The organism is Variovorax sp. 01N429, from assembly GCF_056399425.1.
Genome location: NZ_JBFTRG010000054.1, coordinates 1 through 703, shown reverse-complemented (window position 1 = coordinate 703; position 703 = coordinate 1). Strand labels below are relative to the sequence as shown.

General features: G+C 74.3%; 1 protein-coding gene. It reads right to left on the bottom strand.

Annotation, left to right across the window (positions count from 1 at the left end; genetic code table 11):
* Nucleotides 1-703: N,N-dimethylformamidase beta subunit family domain-containing protein (locus AC1DSF_RS30525; RefSeq protein WP_478184056.1), on the bottom strand; the 703-nt coding region annotated here is incomplete at both ends.

The window sequence follows — 703 nt, the reverse complement described above, 5'->3', positions numbered from 1 at the left end:
GGCCACGGCGGGGAGTTCCTGGTTGAGGTAGAGCGTCGCGCCGGTGCCGTCGTAGGGGCGGTCGAAGCTGACGATGCGGGCGCGGTCGCCGTAGTTCTTGGGGCCGTTGTAGAGGCTGTAGCCGCCCCACAGGTTGTAGGCCTGCCAGGTGGTGACGGCGTTGACGAGCACGGTGCGGCCCTTGGCCTGCGCGCTGTGCACGGTGATCGGCACGTAGGTGCCGAAGCCGGCGTCGGAGGTCAGCAGCAGCAGGTAGGTGCCCTCCGGCCAGTCCGTCGGGGTGACGGTGAGCGAGGGCTGCCAGTCGGCGTGCACGGTGTTGACGCCCGGGTCGACCTTCGGGGCGGCTTGGCGGGTGCCCGCGACGTGGCCGGACTTCCAGACTTCGCGGCCGCGGGCGCCGCCGTACCAGCCCATGCGGTACGCGGTGACCGTGAAGCCGGGCGCGGTCGTGGAGGCGAACAGCCGGAACGGCGCGCCGGGGCGCACGGCGACCTGGTCGGCGTACGCGTCCATCGCCCCGGCGGGCCCGGTCTTCAGCCCGGTCTTCCAGGCGTCGGTGCCCGGCTTGGCGTTCTCCGCCGCGACGTCGAACCCGGCCGCGGCCGGGGACGCCGGGTTCGACCCGGGGGATTTCGTCGCGCCGGGCTGCGGCGCGCTGCCGCCGCCGCCCGACGAGCAGGCGGCGCACGCGACGAGCAAC